The following is a 24,944-nucleotide window of genomic DNA, read 5'->3' as shown; positions in this document are numbered from 1 at the left end:
GCGAACTCGCGTATGAACGGGCGCGCACCATCGCGCCGCGAAACGCAAAAAGCCCCGCGCGAGGCGGGGCTACCGATCGGGCCGGTCGGGCGGGGCGTGCTAGCCGAGCAGGCGTTCGACGGCCCACGTAATCCCCAGTCCGCCGCCGACCAGCCACACATACAGGATCAGTCCGGTCGTGAGTGCACGCGGGCCGGCCTGCTTCACCGCCGAGATGCGGGTTTCGATGCCGAGCGCGGTCATGGCCATCGTGAGCGCGAAGGTGTCGAGCGTGTTCAGCGTATGCGTCGCGGCTTGCGGCAGCACGTGCATTGAGTTGACGATCACGAGCGCGAGGAAGCCCAGCGCGAACCAGGGTACAGCAAGCTTGCGCGTCGTGGCCGCGCCGTTCGCCTTGCCACTCGCAACTGCACTGCGTGCCGACCGGTTGAGCCACACACCGAGCGCGAGCAGCACCGGCACGAGCAGCATCACGCGGGTCATCTTGACGATCGTCGCGATATGCGTGGCTTCCGGGCTGACATTGCTCGCCGCGCCGACAACCTGCGCAACCTCGTGGATCGTGCCGCCGAAGAAGAGACCCGCGCCAAGCGTGTCGAGATGCAGCCAGCCTGCGTGATAGAGCACCGGATAGAGGAACATCGACAGCGTGCCGAACAGCACCACGCTGCCAACTGCCATCGCGCTTTGATGCGGCTTCGATTGCAACGTGGATTCGAATGCGAGCACGGCGGCCGCGCCGCAGATCGCGCTGCCGGCGGCGGTCAGGAGCGCCGTGTCGCGATCGAGCTTCATCAGCTTCATGCCGACCCACGTGCCGATCGCCAGCGTGCTGACGACGATCAGCACCGATTCCACCAGCCCCGGCAAGCCGACCTGGGCGATTTCCTGCAGGCTCACGCGCAGCCCGAAGAACGCAACCGCGATGCGCAGCAGCTTGCGCGCCGAAAAGTTGACGCCAGCGGCCCAGCTTTCGGGCATGCCGTCACGCAGCGCATTGCCGTAGATCGCGCCGGCCACGATGCCGATGATCAGCGGGCTCATCCCGAGCCCCGCGATGAACGGGAGCGACGAAATGCTGGTGACGGCCGCGGCAAAAAGCGCGACGAAGAGAACGCCGTTGAGCTGGCCGCGCGTTGACGGCGCCTGACGGGCAATAGCTGGAGCGGAGGCGGTGGACATGGTGTTCGTCCTCAATGAATCAGTTCGATGCGATGGCCTAATCCTAATTTGAATATATCGATATGAAAAATCGTCATTTGTGACGTAAAATATCGGTTAATCTGATATTTAAGCGCCATGACCCCCGATCAACTGATAACGTTTGCCGTAGTTGCCGAGCACCGGAACATCAGCCGGGCCGCGGTGGCGCTGCATCTGTCGCAGCCGGCGGTGTCTGGCCAGTTGCGCCAGTTGCAGGACGAGTTCGGCGAGGCGCTGTACCAGCGTGACGGGCGCGGTGTTCGCCTGACGCCAGCGGGCGAGCAGCTCGCAAGCTACGCAGCGCGACTGCGCGACACGTGGCAACAGGCGCATGCGTATCGCGACGCACTGCGCGGTATGGAACGCGGCACGCTGCGCATCGGCGCGAGCACCACGCCCGCGAGCTATCTGCTGCCCTATCTGATCGCGGAGTTTCACCGGCGCTATCCGGAAGTCACGCTCCATACCGCCGACGGCAACACGTCGGACATCGTCGGCGCGCTCGGGTCGGTCGACATCGCGATGGTCGAAGGGCCGGTCGGCTCCGACCTGCCGCCCGATACAGCCGTCCACCCATGGAGCGAGGACGAGATCGTCGCGATCATGCCGCGGACGCATCCGTTGGCCGCAGCGCGCGAAGGCTCGCCCGCTTCTGACTGGAATTTGACGCTCACCGAGCTCGGCGCGCACGCGCTGGTGCTGCGCGAAACGGGCTCGGGCGTGCGACAGATGGTCGAGCGGGCGTTTGCCCGCGCGGCCGTGCCGATGCGGGTGGCACTCGAGATCGCGGGCGTCGAGGGCGTCAAGGAAGCGGTGCGGGCAGGGATGGGCATCGGTTTCGTGTCGGCGATGTCCATGCGCCACGAAGACCACGTACTGCGTCTTTTCTCGCTCGCGCCCGAGCCCCTCACGCGTCGTTTCTCGATCCTGATTCCGCACGCGAGCGCGCCATCGCGGGTCGCGGAACGTTTCCTGGAACTGAGTCTGGCGGGCGCCGGGTGACGACGCACGCGTTAAGGAACCGGTTCCAGGGGATTTCCACTATGGCGCCGTGCAATCCCGAAGCGCAGTATTCTTCCAACGAAGCGCATGAGCGCTTTTTTGAAATTTCGAAATGGAACCGGTTCCATATGCATGGGACGGGTCGAACGAAGGGTAAATCCGACATGCCTGATATCGTGATCGTAGCTAGCTCATTCGGCGCGGACGCCATCCGGCGCGACGGGCATCAGGCGTGGCTGAGTCCGGCGGCAACGGCCGGCGCCTCCGCGTTCGAAGTGCGGCGTGAGCTGTTTACCTCAGAAGAAGACACCGCGCCGGACGTCCTCAACGACCTCGGCGAAGCGATCGACGAACTCGGCATGTGGTCGGTCTATTCGACGCCCGAGTCGCTTTACACCTCCGAAGGCGCGCTCGACCTGGGCGCGCTGCGTCTCGCGCTCGCCGAAGGCGAAGCGCTCGGCGCGCGCTTCGTGAAGCTGCAACTCGGCGGATTCGCGACCGAAGCCGGCGGCGCCGCGATCGCGGCGTGCCTGCGCGATGCGAACATCCGGCTCGTCGTCGAAAACGGACAGCTGAAAGAAGGGGGTGAGCTTGCGCAGTTCGTGCGCCTCTTCGAGGCACTGGAACGCGAGGGCTATCGGGACGTACTCGGCATGACGTTCGACATCGGCAACTGGCAATGGCCCGGGGAAGCGCCGCTGGAAGCCGCGCGACAACTCGCGCGGCACGTCGAATACATCCACTGCAAGGCGGTGACAGGCGAAGGCGCGCGGCGTTTCGCGGTCGCGCCCGCGGCCGACGATCCGGTCTGCGCAGCCGTCCTGCCGTTGCTGCCGCGTGATGTGCCGCGCGGCATCGAGTTCCCGTTCGACACGGGCCGCCTCCATGCGGACGCGTCTCGCTATGTGGCGTGGCTCGCCGCCGCGTAGTCCTGCAAGATCGACTTAAGCGACTTAAGCGACGTACCCGACACAAGCTGCGCGGCCCGTAAGGAATGTGCGGTACAAAGGACCAGCCATGAAACCGACACTCGATGTCATCACCTACGGCGAAGCGATGGCGATGTTCGTCGCGGCAGAAACCGGCGCGCTTGCCGACGTGTCCCGCTTTACACGGCGCATCGCCGGCGCCGATCTGAATGTCGCGATCGGGCTCTCACGCCTTGGTTTCAAGGTGGGCTGGATGAGCCGCGTCGGCGACGATTCGTTCGGTCAGTACGTGCGCGACACGCTGGCGAAAGAAGGCGTCGACGGCGGCTGCGTCACCACCGATAAGCGTTATCCGACCGGTTTCCAGCTCAAATCAAAAAACGACGACGGCAGCGATCCGACCGTCGAATATTTTCGCAAGGGTTCGGCGGCAAGCCATCTGTCGGTTGAAGACTACGTGCCGGATTACGTGCTGCCTGCGCGCCATCTGCATCTGACGGGTGTCGCGCCTGCGTTGTCCCCGACATCGTGCGAGCTGGCCTTCCATCTGGCGAAGGAAATGCGCGCTGCCGGCAAGACGATCTCGTTCGATCCGAACCTGCGCCCAACGCTGTGGCCGTCGCGCGAAGCGATGGTCGCTTCGTTGAACGCGCTCGCCGCACATGCCGACTGGGTGCTGCCCGGCATCGGCGAAGGCGAGATCCTGACCGGCCATACGAAGCCTGAGGATATTGCGGGCTTCTACCTCGATCGGGGCGCGCGTGGCGTCATCATCAAACTCGGCGCGAAAGGCGCATATTTCCGCACCGCCGACGATGCAGGCGTGATCGCTTCGCAGCCGGTCGCGAAGGTGGTGGATACGGTCGGCGCGGGCGATGGATTCGCGGTGGGCGTCGTCAGCGCGTTGCTGGAAGGGCGCGCGTTGCCGGAAGCGGTCGCGCGCGGCAACCGCATCGGCGCGCTGGCGATCCAGGTGATCGGCGATTCGGAAGGCCTGCCGACGCGCGCCGAACTCGACGCGCTCGAACGCGGAAACCTCTTCGCTACCACAGACACAGAACGCAACGTATCAGAGACGCTGCACTGAACGTGCAATAAGGCGCGACACATTCATTTATTGTTTCAGGGCTCAAGGAGACACCCATGGCCACCTCATCACTTGCGATCCGCCGCTGGTGGACGATCATGCCGATCGTCTTTATCACCTACAGCCTCGCGTACCTCGACCGCGCGAACTTCGGCTTCGCGTCGGCGGCCGGGATCAATCAGGATCTCGGCATCAGCAAAGGCCTGTCGTCGCTGATCGGCGCACTGTTCTTTCTCGGCTACTTCTTTTTCCAGATTCCGGGCGCGATCTACGCCGAGCGGCGCAGCGTCAAGAAGCTCGTGTTCTGGAGCCTCATTCTGTGGGGCGGATGTGCGGCGCTGACCGGCATGGTCAGCAATATTCCGTCGTTAATGGTGATCCGCTTCGCGCTTGGTATCGTCGAAGCGGCGGTCATGCCGGCGATGCTGATCTTTATCAGCAACTGGTTTACCAAAAGCGAACGCTCGCGGGCCAATACGTTTCTGATTCTGGGCAATCCCGTGACGGTGCTGTGGATGTCTGTTGTGTCGGGCTATCTCGTGCATTCGTTCGGCTGGCGTCACATGTTTATTGCGGAAGGCGCGCCGGCAATCCTCTGGGCCGTGATCTGGTGGTTCATCGTGCAGGACAAGCCGGCGCAGGTGTCGTGGCTCGCGCCGCATGAAAAGAAGGCGCTCGACGACACGCTGCGCGCCGAGCAGGCCGCGATCAGGCCGGTGCGCAATTACAGCGAGGCGTTCCGCAATCCGGCTGTCATCAAGCTGTGCGCGCAGTATTTCTGCTGGAGCATCGGTGTCTATGGTTTCGTGCTGTGGCTGCCGTCGATCCTGAAGAACGGTTCAACGCTCGGTATGGTCGAGACCGGCTGGCTGTCGGCGCTGCCGTATCTCGCCGCAACGATCGCGATGCTTGCGGCCTCGTGGGCTTCGGATAAACTCAATGCCCGCAAGGTGTTCGTGTGGCCGTTCCTGCTGATCGGCGCGGTGGCGTTCGCGGCCTCGTATGCACTCGGTTCGACGCACTTCTGGATGTCTTACGCGCTGCTCGTGATAGCGGGCGCCGCGATGTACGCGCCGTACGGCCCGTTCTTCGCGATCGTGCCGGAACTGCTGCCGAAGAACGTCGCTGGTGGCGCGATGGCGCTGATCAACAGCATGGGCGCGCTCGGATCGTTCGTCGGCTCGTATGTGGTCGGCTACCTGAACGGCGCGACCGGATCGCCCGCGGCATCGTATGCGTTCATGAGCGTGGCGCTTGTCGCCGCCGTGATCCTGACCCTCGCGGTCAAGCCGCAACCTGCGCAGCACACACCTGCACTCGCTACGCCGTTGCAAGGAAAATAAGCCGATGAAGAACAAGATTGTCGCGTACAAGCCGTTGCCCGCCGATGTCATGTCGTATCTGCGTGAACACGCAGACGTGGCCGAAGTCGACGCCGCGCAGCACGACGCGTTGGTTGCCGCGTTGCGGGACGCCGACGGCGCGATCGGCGCGAGCGTGAAGATCACGCCCGCGATGCTCGACGGCGCGACGAAACTGAAAGCGCTGGCGACGATCTCGGTCGGCTTCGACAACTACGATGTCGCGGATCTCACGCGGCGCGGTATTCTGCTGGCGAACACGCCGGACGTGCTGACCGAATCGACGGCCGATACGGTGTTCTCGCTGATTCTGGCAACGGCCCGGCGCGTCGTCGAACTCGCGAATGTCGTGAAAGCGGGCGAATGGAAACGCAGCATCGGCGCTGAACATTTCGGCGTCGACGTGCAGGGCAAGACGCTCGGTATCGTGGGTCTGGGACGCATCGGCGGAGCGGTCGCGCGACGCGCGGCGCTCGGCTTCAACATGCGTGTGCTGTACACGAACCGCAGCCCGAATGAACAGGCGGAAAAGGCGTACGGCGCACAACGCGTCGAACTCGCGGAGCTGCTGGCGCAATCCGACTTCGTCTGCCTGCAGGTGCCGCTCACGAAGGAAACCCGTCACCTGATCGGCGCGGCCGAATTCAAGGCGATGAAGAAAAGCGCGATCCTGATCAACGCGTCACGCGGCCAGACCGTCGACGAAGCCGCGCTGATCGATGCGCTCAAGGCCGGCACGATCCATGGCGCGGGGCTGGACGTGTTCGAACAGGAACCTGTCGGTGCGGATTCCCCGTTGCTGTCGATGAAGAACGTCGTCGCGCTGCCGCACATCGGTTCGGCCACGCACGAGACGCGTCACGCGATGGCGCGCTGCGCAGCCGAAAATCTCGTCGCGGCGCTCGACGGCAGCCTGCGCACGAACATCGTCAACCGTGATGTACTGAAGTCATGAGCACGCCCGTTCGCGCGGCCGCTTTGCGGCGCGCCACCATCAGCGACGTTGCGCGGGAAGCGGGCACGGGCAAGACCAGCATCTCGCGCTATCTGAACGGCGAGACGAATGTGCTGTCGCCCGATCTGCGCGCGCGGATTGAAGCCGCGATCCAGCGTCTCGACTATCAGCCGAACCAGATGGCGCGCGGTCTCAAGCGCGGCCGCAACCGGCTGATCGGCATGGTGGTTGCCGATCTCACCAATCCGTACACAGTCGAAGTGCTGCAGGGTGTCGAAGCGGCGTGCCACGCGCTCGGCTACATGCCGCTGATCTGCCACGCGGCGAACGAAGTCGAGATGGAGCGCCGCTTTCTGGCGCTGATGACGACGTATCGTGTGGAGGGCGTGATCGTCAACGCGCTCGGCGTCTGCGAGGAGACGCTGCGGCCGGTGGGTGGCGGCGGTATTCCAGCGGTGCTGGTCGACCGGACCGTGGAAGGGCTGAGCGCCGATATGGTCGGGCTCGATAACGCGGCGGCCGCGCAGCTCGGCACGCGCCATCTACTCGAACGCGGCTTCGACGAAATCTGCTTCGTCGTGCAGCCATTCGACAACATCAGTTCGCGACGCCAGCGTGAAGCGGCATTTGGCGAAGTGATGCGCGGCGTGAGCGGGGCACACGGTCTGACGGTCGTGCTCGATCTTGGCGACGAAACCGCCACCCAGCGCGCGCTAGACGCGCTCGACCACACGGTCGACGCCGCTGCGGCCGCGGGCAGACGCATCGCGTGGTTCGCGGCCAATGCGCCCGTCGCGCTGCGCCTCGCGCTGCATCTGAAGACGTGCTACGGCGCGCACTGGCAGGAGCGCGTCGCGCTGCTGTCCTTCGACGATCCCGACTGGGCCGAACTCGCCGGCATCTCGACGATCCGTCAGCCGACGTACGACATCGGCTATCGCGCAGTCGAGTTCCTGAGCCAGCGCATCGATGGTGCGACCGAGGCCGCGCGTGACTGTCTGCTGCCGGGCGAACTGATCGTCCGCGCGTCAACCGGGCGCTGATCTGCGATCATCGATTCTCAACGGTGCTAACAGGGTCCGAAAGTAACTAACGCTCAATGTCCCAACCACAATGCCGCCGAATGAACCGTCGGCCCGCGTAATGCGGCGACTGGGCGCGATGGTCTATTCCCCGTGGCGCAGTCTTGATTTGTCACTCTGTCGCGACGGCACTGCCGCCCAGATACGCTGCGCGAACCCGGCTATCCTGCGCCAGATCCTGGGCGGGGCCGGCGAGCGCGATGCGGCCGCTTTCCAGCACGTAGGCCCGATGAGCGATGCGCAGTGCCTGGCGTGCGTTCTGCTCGACGAGCAGGATCGAGGTGCCTTCGCTGCAGATGTCGGCAATCATGCCGAAGATCACCCGGACCAGTTTCGGGGCCAGTCCCATGGACGGTTCGTCCAGCACGACGACGCGTGGCCGCAGCATCAGGGCGCGTGCGATTGCCAGCATCTGTTGTTCGCCACCGCTGAGCGTGCCCGCCAACTGACTGCGTCGCTCCCCGAGCCGCGGGAAAGTCCGATAGACCTCAGTCATGCGTTGTTCCAGCAAGGCGCCGTCGGCCCGGATCAGATAACCGCCGAGCCGCAGATTTTCCTCGACTGTCAGCGCCCCGAACATGCGACGGCCTTCCGGCACATGACCGAGACCCAGGGCCACGATCTGGTGGGCCCGCAGTCCGGTGAGCAGGTGCCCGGCCATCACGACCTGCCCAGCACGTGGGCGAATCAGGCCGGAAATGGCGCGTAGCGTCGTGGTTTTGCCCGCCCCGTTGCTGCCGAGCAATGCCACGATCTCACCTTCTGCGACGTCCAGCGATATGCCATGCAGAACCTCTACGTTCCCATAGCTCACGTGCAAATCGCGGATTTCTAGGAGTCCCACAGCGATTTCTCCCCGGCGGCATCGTCAGCCGCTTCGTCTATTCCGGCTGTACCGAGATACGCGTCGATCACACGCGGGTCGGCCTGGATCTCGATTGGCGGACCCTCGGCGATGATGACGCCATGGTCCATGACGATGATCCGGTCCGACACGCCCATCACCAGCATCATGTCGTGTTCGATCAGCAGCACCGTGACGCCAAGATCCCGAATACGCCGGATCAATTCCATCAGCGCGTGCTTCTCGGTCGGATTCATCCCCGCGGCCGGCTCGTCCAGCAGCAGGAGATGCGGGTTGCTGGCGAGCGCACGAGCGATCTCCAGCCGGCGTTGATCGCCATAGGGCAGGTCGGCCGCGCGTTCGCCCGCCCGGGCGCGGAGGCCGACGAAGCTGAGCCAGCCCAGGCCCTCTGTCGCGTGATCGGCCGCCTCGGAATGAGCGGAGGGTAGCGCAAGCAGCTCGGCGATCAGCTGCGTTCGGAGCCGATGGTCCATGCCGATCAGCACGTTCTCGAAGGCAGTCATGTTGGCAAACAGGCGGATGCCCTGGAAGGTGCGCGCCATGCCGCGGTGGACGATGCGATGCGGTGCTCCGCCCACCAGCGAGGCGCCGCGCCAGAGAACCTGACCGCCGGTCGGACGGGTCACCCCTGTGAGACAGTTGAACACCGTGGTCTTGCCGGCGCCGTTCGGGCCGATCAGGCTGAGGATCTCACCGCTGCGCACCGTAAAGCTGACGTCGCCAACTGCCAGCACCCCGCCAAAGCGGCGCTGCATGTTGCGCACCTCGAGCATGATTTCATCGGTGACGGTCTCCCGAGGCACGGGCTTTGCGGCGCCGGCGCCCTCGCGTGGCGGCGCCACGCGGCGCAGTGGCGCCGGCCACAGGCCTTGCGGCCGGAGCAGCATCAGGATCACCAGCCCGATCGCGAACCCGAAGATGCGCCAAAGGTTGAGGAAACGCAGCATCTCGGGCAGGCCGGCAACGATCACGGCGCCGAGTATCACGCCAGGAATGCTCCCTCGACCGCCAAGTACGACGATGATCAGGATCGTGACGGACTGCAGATAGGTGAAACCGGTCGGGTCGATCGTCCCGAAGCGTGCAGCGAACAGGCTGCCGCCAAAACCGCCGATCAATGCGCCCATGACGTAGGCCAGCAGTTTGACGCGCAGCGTCGGCACGCCGACGGCCTCGGCAGCCGCCTCGTCCTCGCGGATGCTGGTCCAGGCGCGGCCGAGCCGCGACTGGCCGAGCCGGATCGCGAACACGAGCACCAGCACGAGAAACGCGATGCCCAGTTCGTAGACCGCATGGGGCGAACTGATCTCATAGCCGAACAGGCTGGGGCTGTCGATGCCGTATATGCCGTTCGGGCCGCCCGTAATCCGAAGGTTGGTGGCAATGATGCGCGTGATCTCGCCGAACCCAAGCGTGACGATCGCCAGGTAGTCGCTGCGCAGACGCAGGGTGGGGTAGCCGATGACGATGCCCGAAGCGCCGGCAAACGCGAGGCTGAACGGCAGCGTTTCCCAGAACGAGAAGTGCAGCAGTGTTTCCAGCAGCGCCGTCGTGTAGGCACCGATTGCAAAGAAGGCTGCATAGCCCAGATCCAGCAGCCCGGCATAGCCGACTACGATATTCAGCCCGAGGCCGAGGATCGAATAGGTGGCGATGGTCAGGCCGACATCGACGATATAGCTGCTGGCGACAGCCGGCAGCGCCACGGCAGCGACAAGAAGACCGGCGCCGGCCGCAGGGCGGCGCCAACGCGCTGAAGTCGGCGTCGTGCCCATGGCCTACATTCTCTCGACGACGCGTTCGCCGAACAAGCCAGTCGGCTTGATCACGAGCACACCGATCAGCACGCCGAACACCAGCACATCGGTCCACTGCGACGAGACATAGCCGGCGCCGAAGGCCTCGAGCAGGCCAATCAGGATGCCGCCGGCCATCGCACCTGGAATGTTGCCGATGCCGCCGAGAACGGCGGCGGTGAAAGCACGAAGACCCAGCACGAAGCCCATGAAGAAATTGATCTGGGTGTAGAAGAGCCCTTCCATGACCCCTGCGACGGCGGCCAGCACGGAACCTAACAGGAAGGTCAGCTGGATCAGCCGCTCGACATTGACGCCCATCAGACGTGCCGCGTCCTGATCGATCGCCAGCGCGCGCATGGCCGTGCCGAGGAACGTGTGATGGACGAAGAAATACAGCGCCAGCATCAGCGCAAGGCTCACCGCGATGATGCCTATCTGTGTGAAGCTGACCCGCACGCCGAGCAGATCGAATCCTGCCTGGCTGAGCACATGCGGATAGGTGTCGAAGCCCGCGCCGTAGAGCAGCAGCACGCCGTTCTCCAGCGCGAGAGAAACGCCGAGCGCCGTGATCAGAATCGACAGCCGCGGCGCGCGCAACAGCGGCTGGTAGGCCAGCCGCTCGATGGCGAGGCCGAGGGCGCCGGTGACCGCCATCGAAGCGACGAGCGCAATCAGCAGCGTCAGGGCGAGCGGCAGGTGCACCGCGGCGAGCGCCGTCAAAGCGGTCCAGCCGACGAACGCACCGACCATGAACAAGTCGCCGTGAGCGAAGTTGATCAGCCGGATAATCCCGTAGACCATCGTGTAGCCGAGGGCGACGAGGGCATAGAAAGAGCCGGTCGTCAGCCCTTCGACGACGAACTGGAAAAAGGTGCTCATGGCCAGGCCCGGCGCGCGTCAGGGCCTACTTCATCGCCACCCAGTGTCCACCTGAATCAAGTCGCTGGTAAGGCGTGAAATTGCCGCCGCGCACGGTAATGACGATATACACCGCGTTGCTGCGGTCGCCTTTCGCGTTGAAGCCGATCGTCCCAGTCACGCCCTGATAGCCCGAGATCTTGTGCAGAGCAGCACTGACGGCCGCGGGCGCCGTCGATTTTGCGTCCGCGATCGCTTTGGCGGTGACTCCGACGGCATCGTATTCGTAGACGGAATAGGGGCCGGGACCTTGCCCGTAGGCCTTCGTATAGTCGTCGACATAGCCGTGCGCGGCGCTCAGGAACTGTGCCAGCGGCGCCGTTGTGATGACCATGTCGTCGGCCGCGGGGCCGGCTGTTTTCATCAGCGTGGGGTCGTTGGTGGCGTCGCCGCCCATCAGCGTCATCTTCAGGCCCAGTTGCCGCGCCTCCTTCACCAACAGGCCGGCTTCGGCGAAATAGCCGGTGTAATAGATAACGTCCGGCTTCAGTGCGGCGACATGGGTTAGCGTCGGCGAGTAGTCCATCTGGCCGGGCGTGATCGCATCGTCGTAGACGACATCGACGCCGTTCTTCTTCAGCGCTTCCACCGTGTTGTCGGCGAGGCCCTTGGAATAGGTCGTGTTGTCGTTGATGACCGCCGCACGTTTTGCGTGCAGGAAGTTCTTGATGAAGTTGGCGGCGAACGGACCCTGCTCGTCGTCACGGCCGATCGTGCGGAACACGTTCTGGTAGCCCATCTCGGTCAGTTTGGGATTGGTCGACGCGTCCATCACGTAGGGAATGCCGACACGGTGAAAGGTCGTCAGTTCTGGCAGCGCTGCGCTTGAGCAGTAACCGCCTGCCACCGCGACGACTCCCGCATCGACAAGTTTCTGCGCCGCCTGTACCGCTGTCTGCGCGTCGCAGGCGTCGTCTTCCGGCACGAGCTCGATCTGCTTGCCGAGCACGCCGCCGGCCGCATTGATTTTCGCGGCGGCCAGCTTTGCGCCGTTGACGATGTCCTGGCCGGCATTGGCGCTGCTGCCTGATAGCGGCGCGGGCACGCCGATCTTGATGGTGGCGCCCTGGCTTCGGGCCAGGCCGGGGACCGTGCCGGCGAGCACGGCCAGAGCGGCCATGGCCGCGATTGTCGTTCGCCGTAAGACGCGAACCGCGTCGGGCGTGCCATTCTTCTGAGCAATCATGTTAGTGACTCCTTATTGTGAAAGGGATCAAAGCGATCCGCCACGCGGATAGACCGGTGACATCAGAAAGCGGACGAAAACGTGTGTTCGCGTGCAATGCATGATCTGCTGGATCAACGGCCTGGCGGGCAGGCTCACCGCGGCGCCGTCAGGAAAGTGCTCCTTTCATGATAGGTCTCGCCGCACATTGGACGGGCTAGGGTATCCGCGTATAAACCACCATCCAACGCGCCGGCGGCGCTATATTTGAACCATGGGTACGGGAGTTACGCATGAAAAGCGTCGTACTGGGGGGCGGAATCGCAGGCGTCACGGCAGCCTGGTACCTCGCGAAAGAGGGTCGCGAGGTCACGGTGATCGACCGCCAGCCGGACGTCGCGCTCGAGACCAGCTTTGCCAACGCCGGCCTGGTCGCACCGGGGCATTCGTATACATGGGCCTCTCCGCGTGCGCCGAAAATCCTGCTGAAGTCGCTTTTCGTCGAAGGGCAGGCGCTGCGGCTCAAGCTCAACGCGGACCCGCACATGTGGATCTGGTGCCTCCAGTTCCTGCGAAACTGCACGGCGGAGCGCTCCCGCGTGAACACGACGCGCAAGGTCACGCTTTGCCGCTACGCGCAGACGCAACTGCAACAGCTGACCGCCGCCGAGCACCTGCAATACGACCGCATTAGCCGCGGCCTGTTGTATCTCTATCGCGACGAAGCGTCTTTTGCGCGCGGCAGGCAGAACATGTCGATCCTTAAGGACAACGGCCTGCCGCTCAAAACGCTCGATGCGGCAGCGGTCGTCGCGCGGGAACCCGCGCTTGGGGCTGCGCGAGACAGGATTGCCGGGGCAATCTATTGCCCTACCGACGAGAGCGGCGATGCACACCTCTTCACCCGTGCCTTGAAGACGGCGTGCGAACGCCTTGGCGTGCGTTTCGAATTCGACAGGCCGATCAGTTCCATCGAGGCATCAGGCGACCAGATAGTCGGGGTGCATACGCCGGCGGGACTCGTGCGCGGTGACGAGTTCGTGCTGGCGCTCGGTTCCTGGTCGCCAATTGTGGCGCGTCGTCTGGGCTATCGGCTACCCGTGTATCCGGTAAAGGGCTACTCGGCCACTTTCCCGGTCGGGCCGGATCACCGTCCGCCGGATCTTGGCGGCGTCGATGAGAACAACCTCGTGGCGTGGGCGCGTTTTGGCCAGCGGCTGCGCTTTACTGCAACCGCGGAATTCGCCGGCTATGACACCCGCCACACACCCGCCGACTTCACGACCATGCTGCGGGCCGCACGCGAGCTGTTCCCCAGCGGCGCCGACTATGACAGGCCGTCCCACTGGGCCGGTCTGCGCCCGATGACGCCAGAGGGTACGCCGTTGATCGGCCGCACGCGTCACAGGAACCTGTATCTGAACACCGGGCACGGACACATGGGGTGGACGATGTCGTGCGGCACCGCGAAACTGCTGGTCGACATCATGGCCGGTCGCGAGCCCGAGATCGACATGACAGGGATGACACTGAAATGAACACGAGTGCACTGCCGGACGACGCCTACGCAAGACTCGATTTCGTGCTGGACGACGGCATCTGCCGGCGTGCGGCCATTGGGCTCGTGGTGCTCGCCACCGATCATACGATCGAACACGAATGGCGCAGGCTGCTGACGCAGGATGGCGTGGCGTTCTACGAAAGCCGCGTGTACAACTCGGCGGACATTACGCCCGAACGGCTGATGGAAATGGACTCCCGCATTGCAGCGGCGGTGGCGCTGATTCGCCCTGGCGAGCGGATCGATGTCGTGGCGTTCGGCTGCACGTCGGCCGCGATGGTGATCGGCGAGGAAAACGTGTTCGCGCGCATCCGCGAAGCACGTCCCGGCGTCGCATGCACCACGCCCATCACCGCTGCGCTCGCTGCGTTGCGTGCGCTCGGCGTGCAGCGAGCCGCACTGCTGACGCCCTATGTGCGTGCGATCAATAGCTTCATGCGGGACTACATCGAGGCGCGGGGTGTCGGCGTCACGCGTATGGCGTCATTCGAGCATGCAAACGACAACGAAGTTGCGCGGATTGACGCTGCGTCTCTGCGAGCCGCCGTCGAGCACCTTGCACAGAACGCCGACGTGGACGCGGTTTTCGTGTCGTGCACAAGCCTGCGCGTCGCCGGGCTGATTCCAGAACTCGAGGCGAGGACCCGCAAGCCAGTGATATCGAGCAACTTCGCGATGGCCTGGCATGCGTTGCGGCTCGCCGGTGTGGAGGATTGCGAGCCTCATCTGGGGAGGTTGTTCGCGCTTTGATCGTAGAAAGCGCCGCGCCGGCCCAGGCAAATTGCCCGACCGGCAGCATCCGGATCCACTAATGCTCAACACCCACACTTCCACTGCGGCTGCGCCAACGTCATCCCGTGCTGCCCCTTGTACGCGGCGACCGGGGGTGAGGTCCATCCCTTCAGCATCTGCGGAGCGAGCCGGTAGATCTCGATGCCGAGCGGACGGCATACCTCCAGCGGATCGCGCGCGTCCGGCCCCCACATCGGCAACGACAGATCGCCGCCCGGGCAGGTCGACAGCGCGCACAGCAGGTCGATTTCCGCGAAGAACTCAAGGTAATCCCCCTTCTTCGCGGGGCATGCCTTCATGAAGTACTTGTCTTCGAGATTCAGCCCGGTGCACTGGAACACGTTCAGCACGTCGTGCACGTCATATTCGGTCAAGCCATACGGAGCGATTGCGCGCGTCAGGTTCGAGTGGCAGTGGAAATGGAAATCCTCGCCAGTCAGCATGCGGTTCACGTACGGATCGCAACGCGTGCCGAGCAGGTCGTGAACGCGGCCGCCATGCTCGTCGACGCCGTAGTCGGCGAGGCTGTCGTCGGTGATCGTCACCATTGGACGCAGGAAAGGCAGCGTCGACCACAAACGGTCGAATGTGCTGACGTGCGCCTGCTGCAACTGGCGCGTGCGCGATGCCCACATGCGCTCGCGCGGGTTGTGCAGGTTCCACATGTTCAGGTCGGCCACTTGCGGACCTTCGATCGTGACGATGCGAAACACATGACCGGCCGGTACGGCCCACGCCTGACCCGAGCGGATCGGCACGACGATCGATTCGAGCAGCGTGCGCGTATCGTGCTCAGAGGCGATACGTTGATAAAACGCTTTGTCCGGGTCGAGCGCGGATCCCTTGGTGGACTGATAGGCGGCGGGGTAATTCAACATGATGGAGACTCCTTCATAAGACACACGGACAGGCTGCGCCTGTTACGCGCTGTTGCCTGTTCGAGCAGTGGCCGTGAATCGGTGAATAAAGCTGGAATGAGGAACACGAATTAAAGGTAATCGAGCAGCGCGTGCTCCGATTGCTTCAGGTAACCGGCGAGCGCGGCGCTCGCCTCTGCGGTGCGCCCGCTCGAGATCAGCTCCAGAATCTGCTGATCCTTCGCGATCCAGGGACGCTGGAAGCGCCGCTCGTCGGGGGCCGAGGCAAACACGAGGCGCAGTTGCGCCAATATCGTCGTGAAGAATGTGTCGAACAGCGGGCTGCCGAGCAACTGCACGATGCGCCGGTGAAACAGCAGGCTGTAGGTGCCAACGCTGCGCCAGTCGCCTTCGTCCGCAGCAGTTTGCGCGTGCACGACTGCGTCGCGCATCGCCGCGATTTCATCTTCCTCGATCGGGTCCTCGCGCATCAGGGCTTGCAGTTCGAGCGTGCGCCGCACCCGATAGATGTCGCGCACATCGTGGCGCGTCAGGGTGCGCACGATCACGCCGCGATGCCGGTAATGCACCGCGAGCCCTTCACGGCACAAGAGACGCAGCGCTTCACGCAGCGTGTTGCGCGAGACGTCGTGCGCCCGGGTGAGATCGTTCTCGACGAGTGCGGTGCCCGGCGGCAATTTGCCTTCAATGATCTCGTCGCGGATCGTCGACAGGATCCGGTCCGTGACTGATTGCTCGGGTTCCTGGCCAGTGAGGGCGGTAACAGTTGAGTGCGAGGTGGGCATACGGTGTTTTATGCAAGATGGACGTCTTTGAGGAAGCTGGCGATCCGCGAAGTCTTGTCGAGCGTCGCCAGTTCGTGCGGTGGCGCATCGCTCACGATCGTGCCCGCTTCCATGAACACGATACGGTCTGAAATACGGAACGCAAAGTTGATTTCGTGTGTGACGATGATCATGGTCATGCCTTCCCGGGCGAGTTCCTCAATGACCTTCAGTACTTCGTTGACCAGTTCCGGATCGAGCGCCGAGGTCGGTTCGTCGAACAGGACAATCGACGGCTGCATCGCCAGTGCCCGCGCAATCGCGACGCGCTGCTGCTGACCGCCGGACAACTGATGCGGATACTTGTGCGCATGCGCGGCCATGCCTACCTTTGCCAGCAAGCGCATGCCGGCTTCGTCGAGCGGGGGCCCGTTCAGACGCCCGTGATAGTGGGGCGCGAGCGTCACATTCTGCAGCACCGTCTTATGCGGGAACAGGTTGAAGCTCTGAAACACCATGCCGATATCGAGGATGCCGCGCATGTACTGCGCATGCGGCACCTTGCCATGCCTCGCGCGTGGCGGCCACAGGAACGCCTTGTCATGCAGGCGCACTTCGCCGCCGTCGAGCGTCTCGAGGCCGTTCAGCGTGCGGATCAGCGAAGTCTTGCCCGAACCCGACGGGCCGATGATCGACACCACTTCTCCTGCGCGCACGGTCAAGTCGATCCCCTTGAGCACTTCATGATCGCCGTAGCGTTTGCGGATGCCGAGGGCTTCCAGCGCACGCACCGCGCTGCTGGCTCGCGCTGTGCGAACGCCGTTCGCTGCGTGCACGGGCCGTGGTGTTTCCACAGGAATGAAGGCGGCCCCAGCCTGCGTGCGGCGCGTGACGTCGAGGTGCTTCTCGAGCATCTTCAACGCATGGCCGAATACGGTGACAATCAGCACATAGTAGAACGAGACGGCCAGCATCGTCTCGAGCACCTTGAAGTTCTGCGTGTACAGGCGTTCGCCGACCAGCAGGATTTCCGCCAGCGAAATGACGGACACGAGCGACGTCAGCTTGACGATCGTAACGTACTCATTGATGAGCGCGGGCAGCGCGACGCGAAACGCCTGCGGCAGCACGATCAGCCGTTGCAGGCCGACGAAGCGGATACCGAGCGCCTTGCCCGCTTCGAGCTGCCCCTTGTGGAGCGACAGCAGGCCGCCACGATGGATCTCGGCGATGTAGGCCGCTTCGCTGATCGAGAGCGCCAGCAGACCGGCCCAGAACGGGTCGGACAACAAGGCGCCCGTCCAGGGCAGCACCTGCGGCAGGTTATAGACAAAGATCAGCAACACCAGCAGCGGCAGGCTGCGAAAGAGCCAGATGTAGGTGCTGCACGCGACGCGTAGCGGCATGAGGGCGGACTGCTTGCCGAGCGCAAGTGCGAAGCCTGCCACAATGCCGATCAGCCAGGTCGCGGCGCTCAATTCGACCACGAGCCAGGTGGCTTTCCAGAAAGCGGCGTCAAACAACAATGAAGCCGTGTAGTGCCAGTCGAATACCATGTGCTTCCCCTCACGGCGTGCAGCCACGAGGGCGCGGGCGAGTGCCCGGCCTCAGGCTGCGCGCGACGTGCCGTTAGTTCTGTGCCGTACCGAGCGCCAGGGCAATGTCATTGCCGGTCGGCTCGGCGACGTTGTACTGCTTGAGCAGTGCCTGGTATTCGCCCGCCTGCTTCATCGACGCAAACGCAGTCTTCAGCTGGGCGAGCAGCGCGTCATTGCCTTTCTTGACGCCGAGACCGATGACGACCGGATAGAGCGGGGTGGTCGACGTGATCGCCACGCGTCCGCCGAGCTTGTTGACGGTCATCTGCGCCACGGCCGAGTCCTCGAACTGCGCGTCGACGGCGTGCGAGAGGACGGCCTGGGCCGCTTCCGGCGAAGTCTCGAACTCGCGCACGTCGATTGCGCCGCGGCCGGCAGGCGTACAGATCTGCTTCGACACCTCGTTGAGTTTCGGAATCCACGACGCACCCTTGATCGAGCTCACGCGCTTGCCGCACAGATCTTCGGGCGTCTTCGGTGCGAAACCGGAGTGGCTCATGGCGAGCAGCGAGCCGCCGGTCTTCAGGTAGGGCACGAAGTCGATCTGTTTCGCGCGCTCCGGCGTCACATAGAGCGCCGACGCGATCACGTCGAAGCGGTTCGCGTTGACGCCGAGGATCAGGTTGGCGAAGCGCGTATCGACGAAGCCGGGCTGGAGCTTCAGGTGCCCGGCGAGCTTCGTCATGAACGCGGGATCGAAGCCGGCAGGATCTGCGTCCTGCATGTAGTCGTAGGGCGGATACGTCAGATCCGCGCCGATCGTCAGCTTGCCGGGCGCGACGGTCGGCGCGCCGCTCGAGGCGAACGCGTGAGACGCGGCGCACAGCGCGAGCGCAGCGGCGCACTTCGCGACGCGCGGAAGGGAGGACAGGACAGGTTTCAGATCAAGTTGGGCTTTCATGGAGTTCTCGCTCGTCCGGGTGGTGACAATATACATTGTTGAACAATCAAAAATATATTGTTCAACAATAATTCATGCTTACGCATGACGCGTGCCAAGGGACTAGCGAGGTTGGTGAACATCCTGTGATGTGGGTCTGGCGCGGCTGTGCAGGAGACGCAGCCTGGTCTTCGAAAGAGGCGCGGCCATCGTCGACGCACCAGTTCCGGGCACCTACATGCGCGTGAAACTAGCGAACGCGTTCAGGAACGGTGCATTTCGTGGCGAAGAATGGAGTGTGAGCTTGAACGCTCGCGACCACGATTCTCAAATGATCGCGCCGGGATGTGAGCACGCGGGAGCCGATGGAAGACCAGTGCTTCTCGCAAGGCGCGACAGGGCGCTTGTTTCCTCACAGTGTGACTGGCGGGTTCGGGTCGGTCGCGAAACTACTCGGGTGGCCTGGATCCAAGCAAAAGTATTTCGACCAGCCTCTTTGCACTTTTCTGCCAGTCCGGAGCTGACGCGACATTCGAAACGCCGACGAGAGCACGAAGCAGATCCAAGGGCTCAAGATCGGGGCGGATGTCGCCACTTGCGATTGCGCGTATGACGAGCGACTGGATTGCGTCCTTGATCTGCGCGCCGGACGATTCGAATAGCTTCGTCGGTCCGCCGACAATCGAATTCAATGCGGGTGCGATGATCTTCTTTGTAGCGATGTAGTCGATGAAGAGCAACATCCAGGATCTCAACGCATCGAGCGGGGGCAGCGAATCGGACAGTCTCCGCTCCTCTTCCGCAAGCTTCGCCACCTCGGCACGGTAGACGCTCTCCAGTAGGGCCTCGCGTGTAGGAAAGTGCCGGTACAGCGTGCCTACGCCGACGCCCGCCTGGCGGGCGACGTCCTCCAGGCTGATATCGCCTCCGGCGCGCGTGAACGCCGTTTTCGCTTCTTCAAGGATGCGCTCGCGATTGCGCAGCGCGTCGGCTCTGGGTTTTCGTTCTTTTGGCGTCGAATCGTTCATTTGCACGTTGAATGCTTGCAAACGGAGGGTTACTCCGTTTAGTATCTAGGAAAGCGGAGTGAGGCTCCGTTTTTATCCCAGGTTGGGAATGACGTCAACCTTCATTGTGCTGGAGCGGCGGAAATGACTGAGAAATTTGGTGCGACTTCGACGACGGACGACGTGCTCGCAGGCGTCGATCTTCATGGCAAGCGAATTCTTGTAACGGGTGTGTCCGCGGGACTGGGCGTGGAGACGGCGCGGGCGTTGGCAGCGCACGGGGCCAGTGTTATCGGCGCGGCCAGAGACCTGGAAAAAGCAAAGCAGGCGATCGCTGACGCGCGGCGCGAGGCCGCCGCGGCAGGCGGCAGCATCGAGCTGATTGCGCTCGATCTCGCGAGCCTCGAGAGCGTCCGGGCTTGCGCCGACAGGCTGCAAGAGGACGGCAAACCTATCGACGTCATCATCGCGAACGCGGGCGTGATGGCAACTCCTTTTGGTAAGACAGCCGATGGGTTCGAGACGCAGTTCGGCACGAATCATCTGGGGCATTTCTTGCTGGTGAACCGGTTGGCGTCGCTGATCCCGTCTGGTGGTCGAGTGGTCATGCTCGCGTCGTCGGGGCACCGCTTCGCGGACGTGGATCGCAACGACCCCGGCTTCGACCATACGCCTTACGATCCGTTCGTTGCATACGGGCGCGCCAAGACGGCGAATATCCTCTTTGCGGTGGCTTTCGATCAGCGACATCGGGCGCGCGGCGTGCGCGCAGCCGCAGTTCATCCCGGCGGGATTCACACAGAACTGGCCCGTCATATGGACGAAAGCCAGATGACGGCGCTACTCGAAACGATCAACAGTCAGCTTGAGTCAGAGGGGCAGGGGCCGTTTCAGTTCAAGACCGTGTCACAAGGGGCGGCGACTTCCGTCTGGGCTGCGGTGGTGGCGTCAGCCGAAGACATCGGAGCCAGATACTGCGAGAACTGCCATGTGAGCGAAACCGTTGCCGACGATGTTGTCATTACGCCCGTCAGCGAAGGCGTTCGACGCTATGCGCTTGACGCTGCGGGCGCTGATGCGCTCTGGCGCAAGAGTGAAGAAATGGTTGGCGAGTCGTTTTGAAACGACGCTTCGGACGCCATTGAAACGGTTCTCGTCCGTGCACGAATAAATACTTTTTGTGGCGGCGGCACGTTAGTCCCGCCCCGCGCGCGAGCGGTGCATGCATGTACCGCATCCCTTGCAGACGGGGACGCCGCAACCTCTCGGGCGCGACCGGATGGTCGGCGCCGGCTATATCCGCAGCTTGCCGGCAAGAAGCGTCGCATGACGATAAACAAACCGAAACCGGTCGTTTCCAGGGCGCACAGTGCCGGCCCCGGGGATTCCGGGCATTCCGTGTGTCGCTTACGCTGCCGGCCTTGCTTGCGTGCCGTTGGTGAAGTAGATTTTTATTGGGAGATGCATCAGGCGGGAGGGACTGCCATGGAACTGAGCGTAGAACGCGTCGATGTTTGGGCCGCTACCATCGACGACAAACCGGGCGGGCTTGCGCAAGTATTAAGCGCTTTGCGGGATGCGGGCGTAGACCTGCAGTTCATCGTCGCACGTCGCACGCCGGAAGCATCGGGCAAGGGGGTCGTGTTTGTCGCACCGCTGCAGGGGGAGAGGGAGATCCAGGCCGCGACACAGGTGGGGTTCACCGTCACCCCGAGCCTTCACTCCGTCCGTGTAATGGGTTTGGACCAGATGGGGATCATCGCGCAATTGACCCAGATGCTGGCAGACGGGGGGATCAACCTCCGCGGCGTTTCCGCTGCTGTACTTGGCACACAGTTCATTGCTTATCTCGCGGTCGACTCGCTGGACGATGCCGAAAAGGCGATCGACATTCTACAGAGGGCCTGAAGAGCGGATGCCGGACCGCGAACTGGCCTGATTCTTCCTGTCGAGGCGACCGGGTCGCCCTGTCTGTGCCCTGGACAACTACTTCAGCTCGACGGGCTGCGCAGCCGTGCGTGCACGCGAGCGCGAAGCGGCCTGGTCTCAGTCCGGTAGAGTCGAGATGTGACGCGGCGACTGTAGGCTGGGTTTGTCTGTTGCCGCCTCTTTCGTCTGGCGGTGCCCGAATAACCTGACCATGGTTCCGTTTTCACACCCCGCTCATCGAACCGGACATGCAGATCTCCCGCATCCGGCTCTCGGACAGGACATCATGCTCGCGACACTGAGCCGCCTCTCGGCGATTTCGATTTCGCCGAAGAGGCGCAGCACGGCGCTTTTGAGGCTGAGAGTGGGCCCGACATGTGAGAGTGATTTCGCTGTTCGTGGGGTCTCCCGTCGGATGCCGCGACGGTGAGCCGTGTCTTCGCCGGTTCAATCCGCGAATGGCCGGGTTGCAACTGTCTGCAGCTCGTCCCCGACGTTGAATGAATGGCTTACGCGGTTAGCCACAGCTTTTGGGAGATCCTTACAGCGCCCAGGCTCCCCTTATGCACAGCGCTGATCGCTTGACCGACGGTCATTTGTCGCCACCTTCAGAGGGTCCCGAAAGGCGACTCCGGAACTGACGGCGGAACCGGGTAGCCGCACTTAAGGATGCGGATGAATCGGATCGCCCCAATAGACATCGTCCGGCGGCTCGGCGGGCTCGATATCCAGGTTAACGACTATCGGCTCTTGACCGCTACGGACCACAACGCAACTGAGCACCTCGGTCTTGCTCGCATTGATCTCTTGATGGGGTACGAACGGGGGCACATAGATGAAATCGCCAGGCCCTGCCTCTGCGGCGAACTCGAGATGTTCACCCCATCGCATACGTGCCCTGCCACGCACAACGTAGATGACGTTTTCCAGTTCACCATGATGGTGGGCGCCCGTTTTGGCGTCGGCGTCGATGGTGACCGCACCGGCCCAAAGTTTGCTGGCGCCCGCCCGGGCGTGAGTGATTGCAGCTGCTCTCGTCATGCCAGGCGTTTGGGGCGTATTCATATCGAGGCGGGAACCCGGAATGATCTTGACGCCGTGATCGCGCCAATTCGGCTTAGCCTGAGAATTCATACCATGCTCCCCGGAACGCTGAGGGATCCCCGACACAGCTGCGAAAAATTCGCGAACAGGACGATCGCGAGACCAGGCGGCTTTGGGCTGCGATCTGTTCTCCTGCGCGACTTGCTGCAGGCTGTGGATTCCATAAACCGGACCATCTGCGTTCGATCTTTTCTGAGCTCGACTTTGACCACCGACCCGCAGTAAGCTGATCGAACCGACGTCCCGGGAAGCGACCATGGCACTGTTCGTTGTGCGGCATCAGCACGCGGCCGAGCGCTGCCCCGCTCACGATCCCTATATGGGTGCCATGCTATTGAATCACCTGAGTCGCCCAAACGTCAGGCGGCACGGGGTGGAGATCCGGGGCGAAGCCGTCGTGCAGGGTGAGCACACCTTGTACCTCATCGTGGAAGCTGAGGACGAGGGCCACCTGCGCGAGTTCATGAAGCCGTTCCAGATGGTCGGCAGCCTCGACATCTATCCCGCCTCGACGTGCGCACGCGTGGTCGCGAGCGGCGGCTGTGGCGCAGCGCTGCCCGTAAGCGAACTCGTGCCAGCGCTAGATCCCGAGACCGCCTGCCAGAATGCGATTGAAGCCGGCCTGGTGGTCCATCGCGCGCATCCGCTCAACTGTGAGACTTCGATTCCTGCACTGATCGGCGGCGTGGTCATGCCGAACGCGCACTTCTATGTCCGCAATCACTTCCAGATCCCCGACCTCGACCCGGCCGCCTTTCGGCTTGCCGTTGGCGGCCTCGTAGAACGGCAACTGAACCTAAGCTTGCGCGACCTCCACAACATGCCGTCGCAGACGCGGATCGTGACCCTCGAGTGCGCCGGAAACGGCCGCACGAAGTTCGACCCGCCCATCGAGGGCGAGAAATGGGATCTGGGTGCCGTCAGCACGGCAGAGTGGACCGGCGTGACGCTGGCGGAAGTCCTGGACCGGGCTGGCGTGCGCACGGGCGCGACCGAGGTGATGTTCCGGGGCGCGGACGGCGGAACCATGGAGGGCCACGCAGGACCGTTGCACTTCGAGCGCAGTCTCCAGCTTGGTCATGCTCGCGATCCTGACGTGCTGCTGGCGTACGCGATGAACGGCGAGCCGTTGCCTATTCAGCACGGCTATCCCGTGCGCCTCGTCGTCCCGGGTTGGTATGCCGTGGCGTCGGTCAAATGGCTGACGGATATCGAGCTCATCGACTGGCCGTTCGCCGGGCATTACCAGGCCGACAAGTATTGGTATGAATGGGAACGCGATGGCCAGACCGTCCGCGAGCCGGTCACGCTGCAGCACGTGCGGGCTTTGATCACCGAGCCAGCGCGTGATCAGGAAGTCCGGCGCGGTGAGCTGGCCATTCGCGGTGTAGCCTGGTCCGGTGCCGCTCAGATTGCGCGCGTGGACATAAGCGTGGGCGGAGGAAGCTGGCAGGAGGCTCGTCTCGTGAGCGAGCGCAAGCGTCACAGCTGGCAGTGGTGGGAGCTGATCACACGAGCCCATGAGCCGGGCGTCGTCACCTTGCGCGTCCGGGCCACCGATCTTGCCGGCCGCACTCAGCCCGAACACGCCGAATGGAACCGGCTAGGTTACGGCAACAACGTTATCCACGAAGTGCCGGTTCGGATAGTGTAAGCGGTCGACTCGATTTTCCGTGCTGAACGCCTCCCGTCGTTATTTTCTCTTTGACCAAAGTTTTCCGACGTCCGCGCATGGCTGCTTTCTTTCAGTCTCGAAGGTTGGCAGAGGCAGGCGAGCGAGCGCTAAACGGAGGGGCATCTGCAATCGGCTCATCTCAGCCGCAAAGCGGACGGCCGTCATTGCTGTTCGAGTGACTCTCCCGGGTCGGCTACGGAAGTTCGGCATCGGACCGAGTCCGTTTAGGGTTGTTCGATGCCTGCCATCGTCCGCACGAATGTGAATGCGCCACCGCGCGTTGCTGGCAGGCGTCGAACGAGCCTAAACGTCAACGGTCTGATGAACTGCTCGAAAGCAGCCATGCGAGTACCCCACATTTACGGGAACCGTGAAACATGCCTGCTAGAA

22 protein-coding genes are annotated in these 24,944 nt (G+C 63.3%); 11 read left to right on the top strand and 11 right to left on the bottom strand.

What is annotated here, in order from left to right; translation table 11 throughout:
* Window positions 1-99: 99 nt before the first annotated feature.
* Window positions 100-1,182 carry a YeiH family protein gene (locus P3T21_RS26430; protein WP_429258920.1) on the bottom strand — a complete coding sequence of 361 codons (1,083 nt, stop codon included), beginning with the start codon at window positions 1,180-1,182 and terminating at the stop codon, window positions 100-102.
* A gap of 117 nt (window positions 1,183-1,299) precedes the next feature.
* On the opposite strand from P3T21_RS26430, the gene P3T21_RS26425 reads away from it, so the two are divergent.
* The 6 genes from P3T21_RS26425 to P3T21_RS26400 all read left to right on the top strand — a co-directional run bounded on the left by P3T21_RS26425 (window position 1,300) and on the right by P3T21_RS26400 (window position 7,580).
* On the top strand, window positions 1,300-2,205 hold the full coding sequence (locus P3T21_RS26425; protein WP_429258919.1) for a LysR family transcriptional regulator: 906 nt from the start codon (window positions 1,300-1,302) through the stop codon (window positions 2,203-2,205).
* 164 nt (window positions 2,206-2,369) lie between these two features.
* Window positions 2,370-3,134, top strand: coding sequence for a sugar phosphate isomerase/epimerase family protein (locus tag P3T21_RS26420; protein ID WP_429258918.1), 765 nt, complete (start codon window positions 2,370-2,372; stop codon window positions 3,132-3,134).
* Window positions 3,135-3,222: 88 nt separating this feature from the next.
* Window positions 3,223-4,221, top strand: a complete 999-nt coding sequence (locus P3T21_RS26415; protein ID WP_429258917.1) for a sugar kinase — start codon at window positions 3,223-3,225, stop codon at window positions 4,219-4,221.
* Between the two features lie 56 nt (window positions 4,222-4,277).
* The gene (locus P3T21_RS26410) at window positions 4,278-5,564 is read left to right on the top strand and encodes an MFS transporter (RefSeq protein ID WP_429258916.1); all 1,287 of its coding nucleotides are present in this window, start codon (window positions 4,278-4,280) and stop codon (window positions 5,562-5,564) included.
* 4 nt (window positions 5,565-5,568) lie between these two features.
* Window positions 5,569-6,537: a 2-hydroxyacid dehydrogenase gene (locus tag P3T21_RS26405; RefSeq protein ID WP_429258915.1), complete on the top strand. Its 969-nt coding sequence runs from the start codon at window positions 5,569-5,571 to the stop codon at window positions 6,535-6,537.
* Window positions 6,534-7,580: a LacI family DNA-binding transcriptional regulator gene (locus P3T21_RS26400; RefSeq protein ID WP_429258914.1), complete on the top strand. Its 1,047-nt coding sequence runs from the start codon at window positions 6,534-6,536 to the stop codon at window positions 7,578-7,580. Before P3T21_RS26405 ends, P3T21_RS26400 begins: the two co-directional genes overlap by 4 nt.
* A 151-nt stretch (window positions 7,581-7,731) precedes the next feature.
* On the opposite strand, the gene P3T21_RS26395 is transcribed toward P3T21_RS26400, so the two are convergent.
* From P3T21_RS26395 to P3T21_RS26380, 4 genes are read right to left on the bottom strand one after another with little or no spacing between them, the layout of a single operon-like run.
* Entirely contained in the window at window positions 7,732-8,463 is a 732-nt protein-coding gene (locus P3T21_RS26395; RefSeq protein WP_429258913.1) for an ABC transporter ATP-binding protein, read from the bottom strand.
* Window positions 8,451-10,259, bottom strand: a complete 1,809-nt coding sequence (locus P3T21_RS26390) for an ABC transporter permease subunit (RefSeq protein WP_429258912.1) — start codon at window positions 10,257-10,259, stop codon at window positions 8,451-8,453. The genes P3T21_RS26395 and P3T21_RS26390 overlap by 13 nt, the downstream gene beginning before the upstream one ends.
* A gap of 3 nt (window positions 10,260-10,262) precedes the next feature.
* A complete protein-coding gene (locus tag P3T21_RS26385) occupies window positions 10,263-11,162 on the bottom strand; it encodes a branched-chain amino acid ABC transporter permease (RefSeq protein ID WP_429258911.1) in 900 nt (299 codons plus the stop codon).
* A gap of 25 nt (window positions 11,163-11,187) precedes the next feature.
* A complete protein-coding gene (locus P3T21_RS26380; RefSeq protein WP_429258910.1) occupies window positions 11,188-12,387 on the bottom strand; it encodes a branched-chain amino acid ABC transporter substrate-binding protein in 1,200 nt (399 codons plus the stop codon).
* A gap of 272 nt (window positions 12,388-12,659) precedes the next feature.
* Here P3T21_RS26380 and P3T21_RS26375 point away from each other — a divergent pair, with 272 nt between their 5' ends.
* Both P3T21_RS26375 and P3T21_RS26370 read left to right on the top strand, forming a co-directional pair.
* Window positions 12,660-13,904 (top strand): D-amino acid dehydrogenase, encoded by a 1,245-nt coding sequence (locus P3T21_RS26375; protein WP_429258909.1) that lies wholly within the window; start codon window positions 12,660-12,662, stop codon window positions 13,902-13,904.
* On the top strand, window positions 13,901-14,677 hold the full coding sequence (locus P3T21_RS26370) for a maleate cis-trans isomerase family protein (RefSeq protein ID WP_429258908.1): 777 nt from the start codon (window positions 13,901-13,903) through the stop codon (window positions 14,675-14,677). The genes P3T21_RS26375 and P3T21_RS26370 overlap by 4 nt, the downstream gene beginning before the upstream one ends.
* 65 nt (window positions 14,678-14,742) lie before the next feature.
* On the opposite strand, the gene P3T21_RS26365 is transcribed toward P3T21_RS26370, so the two are convergent.
* The 5 genes from P3T21_RS26365 to P3T21_RS26345 form a co-directional block, all read right to left on the bottom strand.
* Window positions 14,743-15,597 carry an urea carboxylase-associated family protein gene (locus tag P3T21_RS26365; RefSeq protein WP_429258907.1) on the bottom strand — a complete coding sequence of 285 codons (855 nt, stop codon included), beginning with the start codon at window positions 15,595-15,597 and terminating at the stop codon, window positions 14,743-14,745.
* A gap of 110 nt (window positions 15,598-15,707) precedes the next feature.
* Window positions 15,708-16,382, bottom strand: a complete 675-nt coding sequence (locus tag P3T21_RS26360; RefSeq protein WP_429258906.1) for a GntR family transcriptional regulator — start codon at window positions 16,380-16,382, stop codon at window positions 15,708-15,710.
* Window positions 16,383-16,390: 8 nt separating this feature from the next.
* Window positions 16,391-17,917: an amino acid ABC transporter permease/ATP-binding protein gene (locus P3T21_RS26355; protein ID WP_429258905.1), complete on the bottom strand. Its 1,527-nt coding sequence runs from the start codon at window positions 17,915-17,917 to the stop codon at window positions 16,391-16,393.
* Between the two features lie 73 nt (window positions 17,918-17,990).
* Window positions 17,991-18,860 (bottom strand): ABC transporter substrate-binding protein, encoded by an 870-nt coding sequence (locus P3T21_RS26350; protein WP_429258904.1) that lies wholly within the window; start codon window positions 18,858-18,860, stop codon window positions 17,991-17,993.
* A 428-nt stretch (window positions 18,861-19,288) separates the two neighbouring features.
* Window positions 19,289-19,867, bottom strand: coding sequence for a TetR/AcrR family transcriptional regulator (locus P3T21_RS26345; RefSeq protein ID WP_429258903.1), 579 nt, complete (start codon window positions 19,865-19,867; stop codon window positions 19,289-19,291).
* A 123-nt stretch (window positions 19,868-19,990) separates the two neighbouring features.
* On the opposite strand from P3T21_RS26345, the gene P3T21_RS26340 reads away from it, so the two are divergent.
* Together P3T21_RS26340 and P3T21_RS26335 are read left to right on the top strand one after the other, a co-directional pair.
* Window positions 19,991-20,968, top strand: coding sequence for an SDR family NAD(P)-dependent oxidoreductase (locus P3T21_RS26340; RefSeq protein WP_429258902.1), 978 nt, complete (start codon window positions 19,991-19,993; stop codon window positions 20,966-20,968).
* A gap of 363 nt (window positions 20,969-21,331) precedes the next feature.
* Window positions 21,332-21,754 (top strand): ACT domain-containing protein, encoded by a 423-nt coding sequence (locus P3T21_RS26335; RefSeq protein WP_429258901.1) that lies wholly within the window; start codon window positions 21,332-21,334, stop codon window positions 21,752-21,754.
* A 684-nt stretch (window positions 21,755-22,438) separates the two neighbouring features.
* On the opposite strand, the gene P3T21_RS26330 is transcribed toward P3T21_RS26335, so the two are convergent.
* Window positions 22,439-22,909, bottom strand: coding sequence for a cupin domain-containing protein (locus tag P3T21_RS26330; RefSeq protein WP_429258900.1), 471 nt, complete (start codon window positions 22,907-22,909; stop codon window positions 22,439-22,441).
* Window positions 22,910-23,135: 226 nt separating this feature from the next.
* Here P3T21_RS26330 and P3T21_RS26325 point away from each other — a divergent pair, with 226 nt between their 5' ends.
* Window positions 23,136-24,533 (top strand): molybdopterin-dependent oxidoreductase, encoded by a 1,398-nt coding sequence (locus P3T21_RS26325; protein ID WP_429258899.1) that lies wholly within the window; start codon window positions 23,136-23,138, stop codon window positions 24,531-24,533.
* Window positions 24,534-24,944 lie beyond the last annotated feature (411 nt).

It is taken from the genome of Paraburkholderia sp. GAS334, from assembly GCF_050436625.1.
Lineage (GTDB): Bacteria > Pseudomonadota > Gammaproteobacteria > Burkholderiales > Burkholderiaceae > Paraburkholderia.
The sequence above is the reverse complement of the archived record's forward strand: the minus strand, read 5'-3'. Positions and strand labels throughout refer to the sequence as shown.